Here is a 16649-nt window from a genome sequence, read left to right as displayed (position 1 = left end):
ATGAGCACGATCAAGTACTACTGGGAAGACCTCGAGCCCGGCTCGGTGCGCGAGCTGGGCAGCGTCACGGTGAGCGCCGAGGAGATCAAGGAGTTCGCCGAACAGTTCGACCCGCAGCCCTTCCATGTCGACGAGGCGGCCGGCCGACGCTCGATCTTCGGCAACCTGTGCGCGAGCGGCTGGCACACCTGCGCGCTGGCGATGAAGCTCACGGTGGAGAACTTCCTGCGCGATTCGGCCAGCATGGGTTCGCCGGGGCTGGAGAACCTGCGCTGGCTCAAGCCGGTATACCCGGGCGACACGCTGACGCTCAAGCACACGATCCTCGAATCGCGCCCGCTGCGCAAGCGCCTGGACACCGGGCTCGTGCGCTCGGCCTGGGAGATGGCCAACCAGAACGGCGAGACGGTGCTGCAGATGGAAGGCTACGGCATGTTCCGGCGCCGCCACCCCGGCACCCCCGAGGCCTGATGGACTTCATCAAGCCGCTCGTCACGCTGCTGGCGGTGGTCAACCCGCTGGCCATCGTGCCCTTCTTCATCCACTACACGCAGGGCTTCACGCGCGAGCAGCGCCGCCGCACGGTCGTCACGGCGTCTTTCACCGCCTTCCTCGTGATCGCGGTGAGCGCACTCATCGGCCTGCAGCTGCTGGACTTCTTCGGCATCTCGCTGGCGAGCTTCCAGGTGGGCGGCGGCATGCTGCTGCTCACGAGCGCCATCAACATGCTCAACGCCCAGCCGGCCGAGGCCAAGCCGCAGGCGCGCGAGATGGAGGAAGGCGCCGAGAAGGCGGCGATGGGCGCGAGCATCGCGGTGGTGCCGCTCACGATCCCGCTGCTGACGGGGCCCGCGACGATGTCCACGGTGGTGATCTACGCCGAGCGCGCCCACACCTTCTGGCAGCTGATGGCGCTGGTGAGCTACGGCGTGGTGATCGGCGTGGCGACCTTCATCTGCTTCGCGCTCGCCGAGCCCATCGCGCGCGTGCTCGGCAAGACCGGCATCCGCGTGATGACGCGGATCATGGGCCTGATGCTCGCGGCTTTGGCGGTCGAGGTGATGGCCGTCGGCCTGCTCAAGCTGTTTCCGGGCCTGGGCCGCTAGGCTTTTGCTGCTGCAGCACCTTCACCAGCTTGCTGCTGGTGTTGCGCAGGCGTTGCGCCAGCAGCTGCGTCAGCTTGACCAGCAGCTTCGCGCCCACCGCCGGGTGCTTCTCGATCAGGCGGGTCACGGCGCCGCGCGTGAGCACCGCGGCCTCGACCTCGCTCAAGGCGCGGCAGCTGGCGTAGCGCGGCTCGCCGTCGAGCATGGACATCTCGCCGATCACCGCGCCTTCCTTGATCACCGCCAGGCGCGTCACCGTGGCCTCGGCCTCCTCGGTTTCGCCGACGGGGCGCTTGCCCACGTCCACGGTGCCCGACAGCAGCATCATCATCCAGTCGCTCGCCTCGCCTTCGGCGATCAGCAGCTGGCCCGGGCGCGCGCGCACCAGCAGCATGTTGGCGCCGAGCAGGTCCGCCTCCTCCGCCGTGAAGTCGCGCAGGATGGGCGAGACCTGCAGCAGGCCTTCGCGCTGCGACAGGTGCTCGCACACGCCGATGATCTGCAGGCCGCGGCCGCGCAGGTGCGGGGCGAGGGTGGCGTCTTCGACCATGGCGTTCAGCGCGGCTGGGCCAGCCAAAGCGCGATCTCCTGCGCCGCCGCGTCGGTGGCGGCCGTGAGCGCCCGCACGCCGCCCGGCGCATCGGCGCTGGGCGCAGCCTGCCGCTGCACGAACACGCGCTGGCCGAGCAGGCGCTCGCCGGCGGACGTGTTCTCCATCAGCGTGACCCGCAGGCGCACCACGCCCCAGCTTTGCGTCGGCGAATCGAAGACATGCGAAAACTCCTCGAGGTCGACGCGCAGCGTCGGCGGCATCGCACCGCCCGAACGCGCGAGCGCGGCGCTCTCGCTCGCGTCGAGCACCGCGCGCTCGCGGCCCAGCACCTCGCGCAGGCGCTGGCGCACCAGGCGCGGCGGCGGCGCGGCCCAGCGCGCCTGCGCGTACGGCAGCAACTGGTGGCCGTTCGCATAGCCCAGGCGGTACAGGAGTGACGAGCCTTCGAGCGAACCGGCGGCTTCCAGGTCCGCCAGCACGATCGCGCTCTGGCGCGCGCCCGCCGGCGCCGGCGCGAGGCTGACGACGCCGAAGTCGTACAGGGTCGCGCGCACCGGCTTGTCCGGCGCCAGCGAGGAACACGCGGCCAACGATGCGGCGAATGCGAGGACGGCCAGGCGTGCCCTCATTTCGCACCCCCGGGCGGCGTGAAGCCGGGCTCGCCGGGCCCGGGCGGTGTCGGCCCGTTGCCGTAGATGAGCGACTGCGGGTTGTCGCCGATGTTGCCGGCGGTGCGTCCGAGCAGGCGCACGGCGCGGCCGGTCTCCTCGGTCACGCGGTTGATGCGCGGCAGCGTCGCCGAGTTGAAGGAGTCGGCCGCATGCGACAGCGCCTGCGTGCCTTCGGCCAGCCGGTCGATCGGGCCGTCGGGCGCGTTGATGCGCTTGGCCGTCCGCCCGAATTCGTCGGAGCTGGTGCGCACCGACTGCAGCGTGGTCTTGGCCTCGGCCAGTGCGGGGTCCAGCTTCGTCTGCACGGTGCTGTCCAGGCGCGTCGACAGCTGCGACAGGTTCGCCGCCGCGGTGCCGATGTTGTCCAGCGCGCTGGCCACGCGTTTCTGGTTCGGGTCGGCGAGCAGCTGGTTGACCTTGGCCAGGGCCTTGTCCGCCTGGTCCAGGAGCGCCTCGCCTTTTTCGGTGAGCTTCTGCAGCAGCCCGGGCCGCAGCGGGATGCGCGGCGCGTTCCCGCCCTCGGCCTTGAGCTTGGGCGCCGGCTGGCCCTCGTCGTCCAGTTGCACGAAGGCCAGGCCCGTCACGCCCTGGTAGCCGAGCGTCGCGAACGTGTTCTTGGTGACGGGCGCGTCGCGGTCGACCTCGAGCTTGATGAGCACGTTTCCCTGCGCCTTCGGGTCGAAGCCGATGTTGTCGACCTTGCCGACGTCCACGCCCCGGTAGCGCACGGCCGCCTGTGGCTGCAGGCCGCTGATGGATTCGCGCGTGGAGATCTCGTAGGCGTCGCGCACGCCGGTGTCGCGCGTGAGCCAGCCGGCGAGCACCAGCACGATCACCACGACCGCCACCACGAAGAGGCCGGCCGCCATCGCATGTGCCTTGTTTTCCATATCGGTTCCTTTTTACACCGCGAAGGGGTATTCGCGCAGCAGCTCCATCGCGCGCTGCCCGCGTTCGCCGAGGAAGAAGTCGTGGATGAACGGGTGCTGGAACGCGATCACCTCCTTCGGCGGGGCGGCGATGATCACGCGTTTCTCGGCCAGCACGGCGATGCGGGTGGACAGCTCGAACAGCGTGTCCAGGTCGTGCGTGACCATGATCACCGTGAGCTGCATCTCGCGGTGCATGGAGCGCAGCAGCGTCACGAAGCCATCGGAGCTTTCCGGGTCCAGCCCGGCCGTGGGCTCGTCCAGCAGCAGCAGGGGCGGGTCCATGATCAGCGCCCGCGCCAGCGCCGCGCGCTTGACCATGCCGCCCGACAGGTCGGACGGCATCTTGTCGGCGTCCTCCGGCTTCAGGCCCACCATCTGCAGCTTGACCAGCGCGGCTTCGCGCACCAGCGCCGGCGGCAGGCCCTTGAGCTCGCGCAGCGGGAAGGCGATGTTCTCCAGCACGGTGAAGGCGGAGAACAGCGCGCCATGCTGGAAGAGCATGCCGATGCGGCTGGCCGCGCCGCGCCGGCCGACGTTCTGCGCCGGCTCGCCCATCACGTGGATGTCGCCGCGCGTGGGCGTCTCCAGCCCGAGGATCTGCCGCAGCAGCACCGTCTTGCCGGTGCCCGAGCCGCCCACGATCGAGAGCACTTCGCCGCGGTGCACGGTGAGGTCCAGGTCCTGGTGCACGACGAAGCGCCGCTCGGGCGTGTCGAACTCGGTCCACAGCTTGCGGATCTCGACGACCGGCTCGTCCATCAGAACCCCACGTCCTTGAAGAGGATGGCGAAGAGGGCATCCACCAGGATCACCACCGTGATCGCGGTGACGACCGATGCAGTCGTGCCCTCGCCCAGGCTCTGCGTGTTGGGCTTCACACGCAGGCCGAAATGGCAGCCGATCAGCGCGATGAGGATGCCGAACACGACCGACTTCGACAGCGCCAGCCCTAGGTTGCCGATGTCCACTGCCTCGGGCAGGGCGTTGATGAAGAAGCGCGGCGTGATGCCCAGCGACAGGTCGGCGGCGAACATCCCGCCGATGAGGCCGCAGATCGTGGTCCACGTGCTGATGAGCGGCATCACGATGGCCAGCGCCATGGCGCGCGGCATCACCAGGCGGTAGCTGTGCGAGATGCCCATGACGCTCATCGCGTCGAGTTCGTCGGTGACGCGCATCGCGCCGATCTGCGCGGTGATCGCCGAGCCCGACCTGCCCGCGATCAGGATCGCCGCCAGCATGGGCCCCAGCTCGCGCACCAGCCCCAGGCCCATGATGTTCACGATGTAGGCGTTGGCGCCGAACTGGCGCAACTGCACCGCGGTGAGGTAGGCGAGCACCACGCCGATCAGCGAGCCGACCAGCGCCGTGATCGGCAGCGCTGTCGCGCCGATGCGGTAGATGTGGCCGGAGAGGTCGCGCCAAGGCCCCTGGTGCGGGGCGCGCGCGAGCTGCAGCAGGTTCAGCGCCAGCATGCCGAGCAGCCGCACGAACTCCTTGAAGTGGTTGCCGGCGCGCAGCAACGCGCCGCCGAACGCCAGGTACAGGTCCATCAGCGTCGCCGTGCGCCGCGGCGGGGGCTGCACCGTGAAGCGGGCGACGCGCTCGAACACCGCGCGTTGCACGGGCAGCACGTCGACGTGGTCGGGCCAGCGCTGGCCCCAGTGGTCCCACAGCAGCTGCGCACCCACATGGTCGAGCTGCGCCTCGGTCAGGCTCCAGGCGCCGCCGCCGGACGCGCCCAGGCTCGCCTGCAGGGCGCGCAGCACGTGGCGGCGCGCCAGTTGCGGCGCCGTCCAGCGCCCGAGCACGCGCACACGCGGGCCGTCGGGCGCGGCCTGCGGCTCGATCCGGGGCATCTCCTCGCGCATGAGGACGCATCCTAACGGCAGGTGCAGCGCGGCGGTATAAAGCCGGACAAGGCTTCGAGGAGGCGCCGTGGGCGAGACATCGACACCGGAGTTGGGCGTGCAGGTGCGCGCGGGCGTGCTGTGGCTCACGGTCCAGCGCGAGGAGCGGCGCAATTCGCTCAGCCATGGCGTGCTGGCGGCGATGGCCGAAGCGATCGCGCACGCCGGGGACGACCGGTCCCTACGCGCCATCGTCGTCACCGGCGCCGGCAGCAAGGCCTTTTGCGCGGGCGCCGACCTGCAGGCGGCCAAGACCTTCACGGCCGATTACTCCGAGCCCTACGGGCACCTGGCCCGTCTGCTGCGCGCCGCGCGCGCCTGCAACCTGCCGCTCATCGCGCGCGTGAACGGCGCTTGCATGGCGGGCGGCATGGGCCTGCTGGCCATGTGCGACCTGGCGGTGGCGGCGCCGCATGCGGTGTTCGGCCTGCCCGAGGTGAAGGTGGGCGTGTTCCCGGCGCAGGTTCTGTCGGTGCTGCAAAGGGTGCTGCCGCCGCGCCGCCTGGCAGAGCTGTGCATCACGGGCGAGCCCATCACGTCCCAGCAGGCGCTGGACTGGGGGCTGGTCAACCACGTCGACGAGGACCTGGACGGGCGGCTCGAATGGCTGCTCGCGCGCATCGTCGACAAGTCGCCGGCCGCGATCCGGCGCGGCCTGTACACGATGAAGCGCATCGAGGCGATGTCGTTCGAGGAATCGATGTCGTTCACCGAGAGCCAGATCGCGCTGCTCACGCTGACCGAAGACGCCAAGGAAGGGCAGCAGGCGTTCCAGCAGAAGCGGCCGCCGAACTGGAGCGGCCGGTGACGCGCACGGTGCGCATCGGCGGCGCCTCGGGCTTCTGGGGCGATAGCAGCGTGGGCGCACCGCAGCTGGTGACACGCGGCAAGGTGGACTACCTCGTCTTCGACTACCTGGCCGAGCTGACGATGTCGATCCTGGCCGCCGCGAAAGGCAAGGACCCGGCGCTGGGCTACGCCACCGATTTCGTCACGGTGACGATGAAGGCGATCTTGCGCGAGGTGGTGGCACGCGGCATCCGCGTCATCAGCAACGCCGGCGGCGTCAACCCGCGCGCGTGCGCGGAAGCCCTGGCGGCGCTGGCGCGCGAGCAAGGCGTGGACCTGCGCATCGCGGTCGTCGAAGGCGACGACGTGATGCCGCAGCTGGAAGCGCTGCGCGGCGCCGTTCCCGGCATGCCCGCGAAGGTGCTGACTGCCAACGCCTACTTGGGTGCGCTTCCGATTCGCGCGGCGCTCGACGCCGGCGCGCAGGTGGTCATCACCGGCCGCTGCGTCGACAGCGCGGTGACGCTCGGTGCGCTGATGCACGAATACCGCTGGGCAGCGGACGACTGGGACCGGCTCGCGCAAGGCAGCCTCGCCGGCCACATCCTCGAGTGCGGCTGCCAGGCCACCGGCGGCCTGCACACCGATTGGGAAGACGTGCCGGACTGGCCGCACATCGGCTACCCGGTGGTCGAGTGCAGCGAGGACGGCTCCTTCGTCGTGACCAAACCGGAAGGCACGGGCGGCCTGGTCAGCGTGGCCACGGTGGCCGAGCAGATGCTCTATGAGATCGGCGACCCGCGGCGCTACCTGCTGCCCGACGTGACCTGCGACTTCAGCGCGGTGACGATGCAGCAGCTCGGCGAGCAGCGGGTGCAGGTGCAAGGCGCGCGCGGCCTCGCGCCGGGGCCGCAGTACAAGGTGACCTCGACGTACATGGAAGGCTTCCGCTGCTCGGCGCAGCTGACGATCGTCGGCTTCGACGCGGCGCGCAAGGCACGGCGCACGGCCGAGGCGATCCTGGCGCGCACGCGCGAGATCTTCGCGCAGCACGGCCTGGCCGACTACACGCGCACGCACGTCGAGACATTGGGCTCGGAGCAGGCGAACTATGGCCCGCATGCGGCCGCCGCCGGCGTGCGCGAGGCGGTGATGCGCGTGGCCGTCATGCATCCGCAGAAGGCGGCGCTCGAGATCTTCGCGCGCGAGATCGCACCGGCGGGCACCTCGTGGTCGCCGGGCACGACCGGCGCCGACGGGCGACCCAAGCCGGCGCCCTCGATCCGGCAGTTCGCGTTCCTCGTCGACAAGCAGCGGCTGCGGCCGGTCGTGGTCATCGACGGACAGACGAAGGCAGTGGACGTGCCCGCCGGCCAGCCGCCGGTGCCGCCCGCCGCCCATCCGGCTGCGCAAAGCCACCCGCCGGCCAACGACACCGTCGAAGTCCCGCTCGTGCGCGCCGCGTGGGCGCGCAGCGGCGACAAGGGCGACACCTCCAACATCGGCGTGATCGCGCGCCGGCCGGAGTGGCTGCCGCACCTGCGCACGCAACTGACCGAGGCGCGCGTGCGCGAATGGCTGGCCCACCTGGTGCGGGGCGAAGTGACGCGCTACGAAGTGCCGGGCATCCACGCGCTGAACTTCGTCTGCACGCAGGCGCTGGACGGCGGCGGCATGGCGTCCCTGCGCGGCGACCCGCTGGGCAAGGGCATGGCGCAAATCCTCTTGGCCCTGCCGGTGCAGGTGCCTCGCGCCTGGGGCCTCGGCTGAGCCGGCCCGGACGCAGTATCCTTTTCGGTTCGACCCCCAGCATTCCAAGGCAGGCACCATGAACGCACCCGACAAGGCCGCGCAATCCGCGGGCATCGCTTCGATCGACCACTGGATCTCGGGGCGCCGCGTCGCCGGGCGCAGCGGCCGCGCCTCCGACGTCTTCAATCCCGCGACGGGCACGGTGACCGGCCGCGTCGCGCTGGGGAACGCGGCCGAGGTCGATGCGGCCGTCGCGAGCGCCCGGGCCGCCTTCCCGGCCTGGGCCGACACGCCGCCGATCCGCCGCGCGCGCGTGATGTTCAAGTTCCTCGAACTCCTGAACAAGCACCGCGACGAGCTCGCGCGCGCCATCACCGCCGAGCACGGCAAGGTCTTCACCGACGCGCAGGGCGAGGTGACGCGGGGCATCGACATCGTGGAATTCGCCTGCGGCATCCCGCAGCTGCTCAAGGGCCAGTACACCGACCAGGTCTCCACCGGCATCGACAACTGGACGATGCGCCAGCCGCTGGGCGTGGTCGCGGGCATCACGCCTTTCAACTTCCCGGTGATGGTGCCGATGTGGATGTACCCGGTGGCCATCGCCGCCGGCAACGCCTTCATCCTCAAGCCCAGCCCACTGGACCCGACGCCCTCGCTCATGATGGGCGAGTTGATGAAGGAAGCGGGCCTGCCCGACGGCATCTTCAACGTCGTGCAAGGTGACAAGGAAGCCGTCGACGCGCTGCTGGAGCATCCCGACGTGCGCGCCCTGTCCTTCGTCGGCTCCACGGCCATCGCGCAGAAGATCTACGAGACCGGCGCGCGCCACGGCAAGCGCGTGCAGGCTCTGGGCGGCGCCAAGAACCACATGGTCGTCATGCCCGACGCCGACATGGACCAGGCCGTCGACGCGCTGATCGGCTCGGCCTTCGGCTCGGCCGGCGAGCGCTGCATGGCGATCTCGGTCGGCGTGCTGGTCGGCGACGCGGCGGACAAGGTCATGGCCAAGCTCACCGAGCGCACGCGCGAGCTGAAGGTGAAGAACGGCACCGAGCTCGACGCCGAGATGGGGCCCATCGTCACCCACGTCGCGCACCAGCGCATCACCGGCTACATCGCGCAAGGCGAGACCGAGGGCGCGAAGCTGGTCGTCGACGGCCGCAAGTTCCAGGCGGCGAAGGCGGGCGCAGGCTGCGACAACGGCTTCTGGATCGGCGGCACGCTGTTCGACAACGTCAAGCCGGACATGAAGATCTACAAGGAAGAGATCTTCGGCCCGGTGCTGGGATGCGTGCGCGTGAAGGACCTGGCCGAGGCGGTGGAGCTGATCAACGCGCACGAGTACGGCAACGGCGTCTCGTGCTTCACGCGCGACGGTAACGTGGCGCGCGAGTTCTCGCGGCGCGTGCAGGTGGGCATGGTCGGCATCAACGTGCCGATCCCGGTGCCCATGGCCTGGCACGGCTTCGGCGGCTGGAAGAAGAGCCTGTTCGGCGACATGCACGCCTACGGCGAGGAAGGCGTGCGCTTCTACACCAAGCAGAAGTCGATCATGCAGCGCTGGCCCGAGTCGATCGGCAAGGGGGCCGAGTTCGTGATGCCCACCGCCAAGTGAGCGCACCCGACTTCGACTACGTCATCGTCGGCGCGGGCACCGCGGGCTGCCTGCTGGCCAACCGCCTGTCGGCCGACAAGACCAAGCGCGTGCTCCTGATCGAGGCGGGGCGGCGCGACGACTACCACTGGATCCACATCCCGGTGGGCTACCTGTACTGCATCGGCAACCCGCGCACGGACTGGCTGTACAAGACCGAGAGCGATCCGGGGCTGAATGGGCGCGCGCTGAAGTACCCGCGCGGCAAGGCGCTGGGCGGCTCGTCCAGCATCAACGGCATGATCTACATGCGCGGCCAGTCGCGCGACTACGACGGCTGGGCGCGCATGACCGGCGACGCGAGCTGGGGCTGGGACAACGCGCTGCCCTACTTCAAGAAACACGAGGACTACTACCAGGGTGCCGACGAGGTGCACGGTGCCGGCGGCGAATGGCGCGTGGAGCGGCAGCGCCTGCGCTGGGACATCCTCGATGCGTTCGCGCAAGCAGCGCAGCAGGCCGGCATCCCGCACTCGACCGACTTCAACCGCGGCAACAACGAAGGCGTCGGCTACTTCCAGGTGAACCAGAAGGACGGCTGGCGCTGGAACACCGCGAAGGCCTTCCTGCGCCCGACCTGCTACGGCCGCCCCAACTTCGAGATGTGGACGGGCGCCCACGTCGTGCGGCTGAAGACCGAGAAGAACGGCGACGGTTCGCTGCGCTGCGCCGGAGCGCTGGTGTGGGACGGGCAGCAGCTGGTCAACGTCGCGGCCAGGCACGAGATGATCCTGGCCGCCGGCAGCATCGGCTCGCCGCAGATCCTGCAGCTGTCGGGCATCGGCCCCGCCGAGCTGCTGCGCCAGCACGCGATCCCCCTCGTGCACGAGCTGCCCGGCGTCGGCGAGAACCTGCAGGACCATTTGCAGATCCGCGCGGTGTTCAAGGTGAAGGGCGTGACCACGCTCAACACGCTGGCGAACTCGTTGTGGGGCAAGTTGAAGATCGGCGCGGAGTACGCGATGTTCCGCAGCGGCCCCATGAGCATGGCGCCGTCGCAGCTGGGTGCGTTCACGCGCAGCGCACCGCAGTTCGAGTGGCCCAACATCGAGTACCACGTGCAGCCGCTGTCGCTCGACGCCTTCGGCGAGCCGCTGCACCCCTTCCCCGCGTTCACGGCGAGCGTGTGCAACCTGAACCCGACCAGCCGCGGCACGGTGCGCATCCGCAGCAACAAGTTCGAGGACGCGCCGCTGATCCGCCCCAACTACCTGTCGACGCCGGAAGACCGGCAGGTGGCCGCCGATTCGCTGCGCGTCACGCGCCGCATCTGCGCGCAGCCGGCGCTGGCGAAGTACGCGCCCGAGGAATGGCGGCCGGGCCTGCAGTACCAAAGCGACGAGGAGCTGGCCAAGCTGGCCGGCGACATCGCCACCACCATCTTCCACCCGGTGGGCACCACGAAGATGGGCGCGGACGGCGATGCGATGGCCGTGCTCGATTCGAAGCTGCGCGTGCGCGGCATCGCGAAGCTGCGCGTGGTCGATGCCGGCGCGATGCCGACGATCACCAGCGGCAACACCAACTCGCCGACGCTCATGATGGCCGAGAAGGCCGCCGAGTGGATCGCGCAGGACGCGCGCTAGAAGGTCCGCGAAAGCGTCAGCGCGACGTCGTCGATGGCCAGGCGCGGCTGGAACACCGTGCCGGCGACGGCCCCCGAGCGATGGATGGCCACGACCCCGCTGGCCGATTGCCGCGAGCGCCGCCAGTCGAGCGCGAGCGACCAGTTGGATGCCAGCGCCGCCGTCGCGCCCAGCGACAGGTCGCTGCGCCGCCCACCGCGAAACGACGAGGGGTCGAACAGCCCGCCGTAGTCGATGTGCAGGCGGTGCGCGATGCTCGTGCGCCATGCGGCGCGCGGCGCGAGCTGCCAGCCTGCGGCCTGCCACGCCGGGCCGGTCCAACCCACACCGGCCAACCACAACACGGACGTCTCGCGCAAGCCGGCGGCGGCCGTGGTGGCGGCGATGTCGCGGCGGAACCAGAGCGCATCGAGTGATACCCAGGCCTCGCCCCACGCACGCGGCTGCAGCGGCCGCCAGCGCAGGCCCGTTTCGGCTTCGGTGTGGCGCGAGGCGGTGGCGAGCAGCCCGCCGGCCTGTGTGCGCCCGTCGTAGTCGAGGCGGCCGTGCGCGAACGCTGCAGACCACTCGATGCGGCCCAGCGGCGCCGTGACGCGCAAGCGCGCGAGCGGCCCGCTTTCCTTCAACAGACGCGCGCCGGCCGCATCGCGCTCGACGAGCACACGATGCGTGGCCGTGGCTTCCCACCGCCACGCGTCGGGCGCGTCGGCCAGCACCTCAGCGCAGGCCGGACAGCTCGGCCGTCGTGGACGTGACCGTCGTCTCGAAGGTGCCGTCGCCGTTGGCGTCGACCTGGATCGCCACCGTGCCGTTGGCGGCGATCGTCGCCACGAGCTGCGAATTGTTCGCGCCCACCACCTTGACGACACCGGCAGTGGCCAGGCGCGTGCTGGCGCTCCACACCAGCGGGGTCGGCGTGGTGATCGTGTACTTGACCGTCGCGTTGCCCAGGCGGGTGCTGTCGGTCTCGATCGTGGCGGACAGCGTGCCCGTGAACGTGCTGCCATTCACCGTGAGCGTCTGCGTGTAGTTGCGCATGGTGTTAGTGCGCGTCGTGCCCGAGATCGTCTGGCGCGTCGACATCGCCGTGCCGCTGGCGCTGAGCGTTTCGGAGGTGAGGCTGTTCGCCGTCCAGTCCAGCCGCACGTCGCCGTTGGCCACCGTCGTCACGCCGCCGGCCTGCACGCTCAGGTTCGTGACGGTGACGTTCATGACCACGTGGAAAGGCAGGGCGTCGGTGATGGAGCCGCTCGCGATGGTGACGGCGAGCTGGCCGTTCACGACTTCCGTCTGGCCGCCGACGCTCTCGGCGCAGTTGCTGGCGCTGATGCTCAGCGTGTCGCCGGCACCGATGCCGTTGGGGCTGGCGACGTTGCCGCTGATGGTCATCGTGCCGCCCTGCGAGCAGGCGAGGGTTTCGCTGATCGAGATGCCCACCGGCAAGCGCGCACCGGCGGCGGAAGTCGCCGCGTGCTTCACGATGGCGGCGAGTTGCTGCAGCTGGGTGGCGCCTGCTGCGGCATCCACCTGCACGCCGATGGGCAGCGCAGCGCCGCTGGTGGCCGAGGTGTTCTGCGCGCTGTCGACCGCATTGGCGGCCACGGGCTTGGCGTTGCTTTCGGTGATGGCCACCGATTGCGGGCCGGAACCCACGCCGCCGGAGCCGCCCCCGGCACTGCCACCGCCGCCTCCGCAGGCGGCAAGGACGAAGACGCCGGCGAGGGCGAATGAACGCAAGGCGAAGGTCATGGGAATCCCCTGTGTGTGTCGACTGCACCCGTTGCGGGCGCGGGGATTTTAGCGCCTGGGGCCTAGCGGATGCCCCCGACGTAACGGGGCCCGTCCGGCTGCTCCTGCGCTCGCTCGTGCAGCGCCTGCACCAGCGGCACCTTCGGCGGCGGGCCCTTCTGCAGCACCGCCTGCTCGAGCTTGCCGGCCCATTCGTCCAGGTCGGCGTGGCCGTCTTCCGTGGCGTGCGCGCGCGCGAAGCGCACGATCTCGGCCGCGTACTCCAGGTTCGAAGCCATCCATTCGGTGTCCGTCACGCGGCCGGTCTTGCGCCTGAGCAGCACGTGCAGGTGGGCGGCGATGGCGATTTTCTGGCTGACGAGCATGGCAGGGCTCCCTTCCGTTGGCTAGGAGGTGATGCGTTCGCGGTGCTGCGAGATGTCCAGGCCCACCTGCTCGGCGTTTTCCTCCACGCGCAGGCCGACGATGAACTTCGTCACCAGGAGCAGCACGGCCGTCATGATCCCGCTGTAGAAGAGCACGGCCAGCGCGTCGATGGTCTGCACCAGCAAGTTGCCCTGCGCACCGGAGACGCCCTTGTTCGCGAGCAGGCCGGTCATCAGGCAGCCGACGATGCCGCCGACGCCATGCACGCCGAAGACGTCGAGGGAGTCGTCGGCACGCAGCAGGCGCTTGAGCGCGGTTGCACCCCAGTAGCACGCGATGCCCGCGACGCCGCCGATGAGCAGAGCCGAGGCCGGCGTGACGAAGCCCGATGCCGGCGTGATCGCAACGAGCCCGGCCACCAGGCCGGAGCACAGGCCGAGCAGCGAGGGGCGGCTGCGCACAACCCATTCGGCCAGCATCCACGCGATGGCGCCTGCGGCCGCTGCGATGTGCGTCACGGCCATCGCGAGGCCCGCGCGCCCGTCGGAGGCCACCGCGGAGCCGGCGTTGAAGCCGAACCAGCCGACCCACAGCAGGCCGGCGCCCGCCATCGTCAGGCCGAGGTTGAAGGGCTCGAAGGCCTCGCGCCCGTAGCCGCGCCGCGGGCCCAGAAAATACGCGCAGACCAGGCCGGAGACACCGGCGTTGATGTGCACGACCGAGCCGCCGGCGAAGTCGAGCGCACCAAGCTGCGCGAGCCAGCCGCCCGGCTCCCACACCCAGTGCGCGATGGGCGCGTAGACGAACAGCGACCACAGGCCGGTGAACCACAGCATGGCCGAGAACTTCATACGCTCGACGAAGGAGCCGACCACCAGCGCCGCGGTGATGATGGCGAAGGTGAGCTGGAACATCGCGTACACCGACTCGGGAATGTTGGGCGCGATGTGGCTGGCCATCACCTTGCCCTCCTTGTAGTAGTCCAGGCCCGCGAACCACAGGCGGCTGCCGTTGCCGATGAAGGGCGAGCCGGGCGTGAACGCCCACGAGTAGCCGACGGCAAACCACAGCAGGCTCACCAGCGAGGCGATGGCGACCACGCACGCCATCGTGTTGATCACGCTCTTCTTGCGCACCATGCCGGCGTAGAAGAAGGCGATGCCCGGCAGCGTCATCAGCAGCACGAGTGCCGTCGACGTCATCATCCAGGCCGTGTCGGCGGCGTTGATGGATTCATGCGGCACGAGCGAGGGCCGGGTGATGGGCGCCGGCGCGGGCGTCGCCGAAGCCGCCGCTGCGGGCGCGGGCGCGACGGCCGCGACCGTCGGCGCGGCGGGCGCCGGCAAGGGCATCGTGCCCGATGCGGCGGCGGCGATCGCGGCTTCGGGGTTCAGGGTTGCGGAAGCCGCGGCAGCCGCCGGCGACTGCGCGCCAACGGGCAGCGCGACCATCAATGCGGCCGCCGCAACGAGGGCGGCGAAAAGGCGCGGGGCGGTGTGCACTTCGGTTCCTTCGTGGATTCCCAACGCCGGTGCCGTGCATCAACCGTGCCAGATCGTACGCATACTTACGATTCGCACCATCGCGGCACGCGCATGCCGCAATCCGGGGCGGGAAAGTCCCGATGCACCCGCGCAGTGCGGCCCCTACAGTGAGGCACTCGCAGCGGGCACCGGGACGTGGCCGCGAGGGCGAGGGACCGAGGAGACAACCCCAGAACACGACGAGATCATGCAAGGCATCCCCAGGGGATGCCCTTCCACAAGGCGCCGCTCAGCGGCGCCTTTTTGTTTTTCTGCGCCGCTCGCCTGCCGCCTTTTTGTTTTGTGGCTGAGCTCGGCGCTGCCCATAATCGTGCGATGGACGACATCGTTCGCCAGGCCATTGCCAAGTGGCCCAACGTGCCGAACTGCTGGGGCTGGCTCGGGCTGGACGCGCGCGGCAACTGGTACATGCGCGACGACCGTACGCAGGCCGCCGGCCCTTTCCCTCAGGCCAAGGGGTCGGTCCTGCGGCACGAGAAGCTCATCGACTTCATTCACCGCAACTACGAGCCAGATGACCAGGGGCGCTGGTTCTTCCAGAACGGCCCGCAGCGCGTCTACGTCGAGCTCGAGGCCACGCCGCTGGTGTTCCGCATCGGCGCGGGCCGTGCCGTTGCCGCGCACACCGGGCGAAGCGCCACCGTGAAGGGCGTCATCGTCGACGAGGGCGGCCACGTGTACCTGGACACCGACATCGGCTTCGGCATCGTGCACACGCTGGACATGGAAGCCGCGGCCGACGCGATCGAGTCGGGTGCGTGGCGCACGCAGCAGGCCGCTGCCGCCGAGCTGCCGGAGCGCTTCCACTTCGTGCGCCACCCGGCCGCGGCGCGCGCGGACGCCTGAAAGCAGGAAGCCGGCACAAGGCCGGCTTCGTTGCGGGGTGCGCTGCGCTTACTTCGCCGCGTTCACCATGTACTGCACGGCCGCGCGAATGTCGGCGTCGCTGGCGCTGGCGCCGCCCTTGGGCGGCATGGCGCCCTTGCCCTTGATCGCCGCCTGCACCAGCTGGTCGAGCCCCGTCTTGATGCGCGGCGCCCACGCGGCCTTGTCGCCGAACTTCGGGGCGCCCGCGATGCCGGCCGCGTGGCAGGTGGCGCAGGTTTGCTTGTACAGCGCTTCGCCGACGTTCGCGCCGGCGCCGGCAGCAGCGGTTTGCTGTGCCGCCGGAGCGGGCGTGGCCGCAGCGGGCGCGGCGGCGGCGGTCGTTGCGGCCACGGGTGCAGCAGCGGAGGCGGCATTGGCCGTTGCGGCGGCCGGGCGCTGCGGCTCGGCGAACTTCGCGCCGGCCTGGTTGGCCATGTAGGCGACGGCGCGCGCGATCTCGGTGTCGTCGAAATCGCCGCCCGATTGCGCGGGCATGCCGCCCTTGCCCTTCAGCGCCGATTGCACCAGCGTGTCGAAGCCCTTGGCGATGCGCGGGCCCCAGGCGCCGGCATCGCCGACCTTGGGCGCGCCGGCCGCGCCGGTGGCGTGGCAGGCCGCGCACTGGGCCTTGAAGACTTCCTCGCCCGCCTTCAGGGGCCGGTTGGCGTCGCGGATTTCCACGGCGCCGACCTTGCGGATGCGCTCGGCGACGCCGCGGTCGAGGTCCTGCGCCGTCACGCCGCCCAGGGCGTGCGCCTCGGCCTGCGTGCTGCCGGACGGCTTGTTCTCGGACACCACGTACAGCACCAGGCCGATGATGATGAACACCGGGACGACGAAAGAGGCGATGACCGTGACGAGCAGCTGCTTGGGGGTCTTGATGGGGCCGGTGTGGCCCTCGAGTGCGTGTTCTTCGTTCAACGCGTTATCGGTCATGGCGTCCTCGGTGGGGCGTTTCTTCGGGATCAACATTCGATTATATCGGCCGGGGCCAGCGCCTCCTGGCGGGCGCCGGGCGTGCCCCCGGCATCGCGGATAATGTGTCCTGCACGTCCACACGCGGCTGTAGCTCAGTGGATAGAGTATTGGCCTCCGAAGCCAAGGGTCGTGGGTTCGATCCCCGCCAGCCGCGCCATCCGTCCCTCCCCGCTGCTCAAGCGCTGAAAA

The 16649-nt window shown here is 70.2% G+C and carries 17 protein-coding genes and 1 tRNA gene; 8 read left to right on the top strand and 10 right to left on the bottom strand.

Features of this window, described 5'->3' with window-relative positions:
- On the top strand, positions 1-471 hold the full coding sequence (locus tag WG903_RS05065; protein WP_340073132.1) for a MaoC family dehydratase: 471 nt from the start codon (positions 1-3) through the stop codon (positions 469-471).
- A complete protein-coding gene (locus WG903_RS05060) occupies positions 471-1106 on the top strand; it encodes a MarC family protein (RefSeq protein ID WP_340073131.1) in 636 nt (211 codons plus the stop codon). Before WG903_RS05065 ends, WG903_RS05060 begins: the two co-directional genes overlap by 1 nt.
- On the opposite strand, the gene WG903_RS05055 is transcribed toward WG903_RS05060, so the two are convergent.
- The 5 genes from WG903_RS05055 to WG903_RS05035 are packed head-to-tail and all read right to left on the bottom strand — an operon-like array spanning position 1078 to position 5133.
- Positions 1078-1683 (bottom strand): Crp/Fnr family transcriptional regulator, encoded by a 606-nt coding sequence (locus tag WG903_RS05055; protein WP_340073130.1) that lies wholly within the window; start codon positions 1681-1683, stop codon positions 1078-1080. The two genes, WG903_RS05060 and WG903_RS05055, sit on opposite strands and share 29 nt — an antisense overlap.
- Positions 1662-2288, bottom strand: a complete 627-nt coding sequence (locus WG903_RS05050; RefSeq protein WP_340073129.1) for an ABC-type transport auxiliary lipoprotein family protein — start codon at positions 2286-2288, stop codon at positions 1662-1664. Before WG903_RS05050 ends, WG903_RS05055 begins: the two co-directional genes overlap by 22 nt.
- Positions 2285-3220: an MlaD family protein gene (locus tag WG903_RS05045; protein WP_340073128.1), complete on the bottom strand. Its 936-nt coding sequence runs from the start codon at positions 3218-3220 to the stop codon at positions 2285-2287. Before WG903_RS05045 ends, WG903_RS05050 begins: the two co-directional genes overlap by 4 nt.
- 12 nt (positions 3221-3232) lie before the next feature.
- Positions 3233-4021, bottom strand: coding sequence for an ABC transporter ATP-binding protein (locus tag WG903_RS05040; RefSeq protein WP_340073127.1), 789 nt, complete (start codon positions 4019-4021; stop codon positions 3233-3235).
- Complete coding sequence (locus tag WG903_RS05035; RefSeq protein ID WP_340073126.1) at positions 4021-5133, bottom strand: MlaE family ABC transporter permease; 1113 nt, start codon at positions 5131-5133, stop codon at positions 4021-4023. The genes WG903_RS05040 and WG903_RS05035 overlap by 1 nt, the downstream gene beginning before the upstream one ends.
- Before the next feature lie 67 nt (positions 5134-5200).
- On the opposite strand from WG903_RS05035, the gene WG903_RS05030 reads away from it, so the two are divergent.
- The 4 genes from WG903_RS05030 to WG903_RS05015 are packed head-to-tail and all read left to right on the top strand — an operon-like array spanning position 5201 to position 10956.
- A complete protein-coding gene (locus WG903_RS05030) occupies positions 5201-5980 on the top strand; it encodes an enoyl-CoA hydratase-related protein (protein ID WP_340073125.1) in 780 nt (259 codons plus the stop codon).
- Positions 5977-7731: an acyclic terpene utilization AtuA family protein gene (locus tag WG903_RS05025; RefSeq protein ID WP_340073124.1), complete on the top strand. Its 1755-nt coding sequence runs from the start codon at positions 5977-5979 to the stop codon at positions 7729-7731. The genes WG903_RS05030 and WG903_RS05025 overlap by 4 nt, the downstream gene beginning before the upstream one ends.
- Positions 7732-7789: 58 nt before the next feature.
- Positions 7790-9331, top strand: a complete 1542-nt coding sequence (locus tag WG903_RS05020; RefSeq protein ID WP_340073123.1) for a CoA-acylating methylmalonate-semialdehyde dehydrogenase — start codon at positions 7790-7792, stop codon at positions 9329-9331.
- Entirely contained in the window at positions 9328-10956 is a 1629-nt protein-coding gene (locus WG903_RS05015) for a GMC family oxidoreductase (protein WP_340073122.1), read from the top strand. The genes WG903_RS05020 and WG903_RS05015 overlap by 4 nt, the downstream gene beginning before the upstream one ends.
- Here WG903_RS05015 and WG903_RS05010 read toward each other — a convergent pair.
- From WG903_RS05010 to WG903_RS04995, 4 genes are all read right to left on the bottom strand, one after another.
- Positions 10953-11672 carry a hypothetical protein gene (locus WG903_RS05010; protein WP_340073121.1) on the bottom strand — a complete coding sequence of 240 codons (720 nt, stop codon included), beginning with the start codon at positions 11670-11672 and terminating at the stop codon, positions 10953-10955. The two genes, WG903_RS05015 and WG903_RS05010, sit on opposite strands and share 4 nt — an antisense overlap.
- A gap of 1 nt (position 11673) precedes the next feature.
- Positions 11674-12705 carry a hypothetical protein gene (locus WG903_RS05005; RefSeq protein ID WP_340073120.1) on the bottom strand — a complete coding sequence of 344 codons (1032 nt, stop codon included), beginning with the start codon at positions 12703-12705 and terminating at the stop codon, positions 11674-11676.
- 62 nt (positions 12706-12767) lie between these two features.
- A complete protein-coding gene (locus WG903_RS05000; RefSeq protein WP_340073119.1) occupies positions 12768-13070 on the bottom strand; it encodes a hypothetical protein in 303 nt (100 codons plus the stop codon).
- A gap of 21 nt (positions 13071-13091) precedes the next feature.
- The gene (locus tag WG903_RS04995; protein ID WP_445263622.1) at positions 13092-14423 is read right to left on the bottom strand and encodes an ammonium transporter; all 1332 of its coding nucleotides are present in this window, start codon (positions 14421-14423) and stop codon (positions 13092-13094) included.
- Between the two features lie 507 nt (positions 14424-14930).
- On the opposite strand from WG903_RS04995, the gene WG903_RS04990 reads away from it, so the two are divergent.
- Complete coding sequence (locus WG903_RS04990) at positions 14931-15461, top strand: DUF2946 family protein (RefSeq protein WP_340073118.1); 531 nt, start codon at positions 14931-14933, stop codon at positions 15459-15461.
- 48 nt (positions 15462-15509) lie between these two features.
- Here WG903_RS04990 and WG903_RS04985 read toward each other — a convergent pair whose 3' ends face one another.
- Positions 15510-16454: a c-type cytochrome gene (locus WG903_RS04985; protein WP_340073117.1), complete on the bottom strand. Its 945-nt coding sequence runs from the start codon at positions 16452-16454 to the stop codon at positions 15510-15512.
- 87 nt (positions 16455-16541) lie between these two features.
- Here WG903_RS04985 and WG903_RS04980 point away from each other — a divergent pair.
- A tRNA-Arg gene (locus WG903_RS04980) sits at positions 16542-16617 on the top strand.
- The last annotated feature ends 32 nt before the right edge of the window (positions 16618-16649 follow it).

Origin of the sequence: Ramlibacter sp. PS4R-6, assembly GCF_037572775.1 — a bacterium.
Taxonomy (GTDB): domain Bacteria; phylum Pseudomonadota; class Gammaproteobacteria; order Burkholderiales; family Burkholderiaceae_C; genus Ramlibacter.
The sequence above is the reverse complement of the archived record's forward strand: the minus strand, read 5'-3'. Positions and strand labels throughout refer to the sequence as shown.